Below are 526 nucleotides of genomic sequence, written 5' to 3' on the forward strand. Positions count from 1 at the left end.
ACCAAACTCTTTCTGCTTCTCTTTTGGCGCTAGACTACATTCCATACCATAGCTTAGGAAAGCTGCGATAGTGGCACCAGCACCTGGTAGTACGCCAGTAAAGAAACCAAGAATAGAAGAACGAATTGATACAGGAGCTACGTCTTTAACTTCTTCTTTAGTCACTTTCATGCTGCCGATGTCGGACATTTTACGGCTTTCTTCTTCACTGGTGTCTTTTTGAGGTTTAAGCACACCCATCAGAGTTTCACCAAGCGCGAATGTTGCCATCGCGAGTAGTAAGAAGCTGAAGCCGTCCATTAAATCGGTTAAGCCGAAAGTGAATCGTTCAACACCGACACCTTTATCGATACCTACCGTTGAAAGCATCAAACCAAGAATGGTCATCATCCATGCTTTGATCACTTGTCCCGGTCCAGCAAAGGCTGCAACTGCCGACAAGCCAAGTAGCATCAGCGCAAAGTAGTCTGACGATTGGAAGCTTAGCGATACGCTTGCAAGCGCTGGTGCCGCGATAAGAAGCATG

General features: G+C 46.6%; 1 protein-coding gene. It reads right to left on the reverse strand.

The annotated features are described in order from the left end of the window. On the reverse strand, positions 1-526 hold a 526-nt coding region (locus KIV40_RS30125), incomplete at both ends, for a tripartite tricarboxylate transporter permease (protein ID WP_285352942.1).

Source organism: Vibrio sp. D173a (assembly GCF_030248475.1).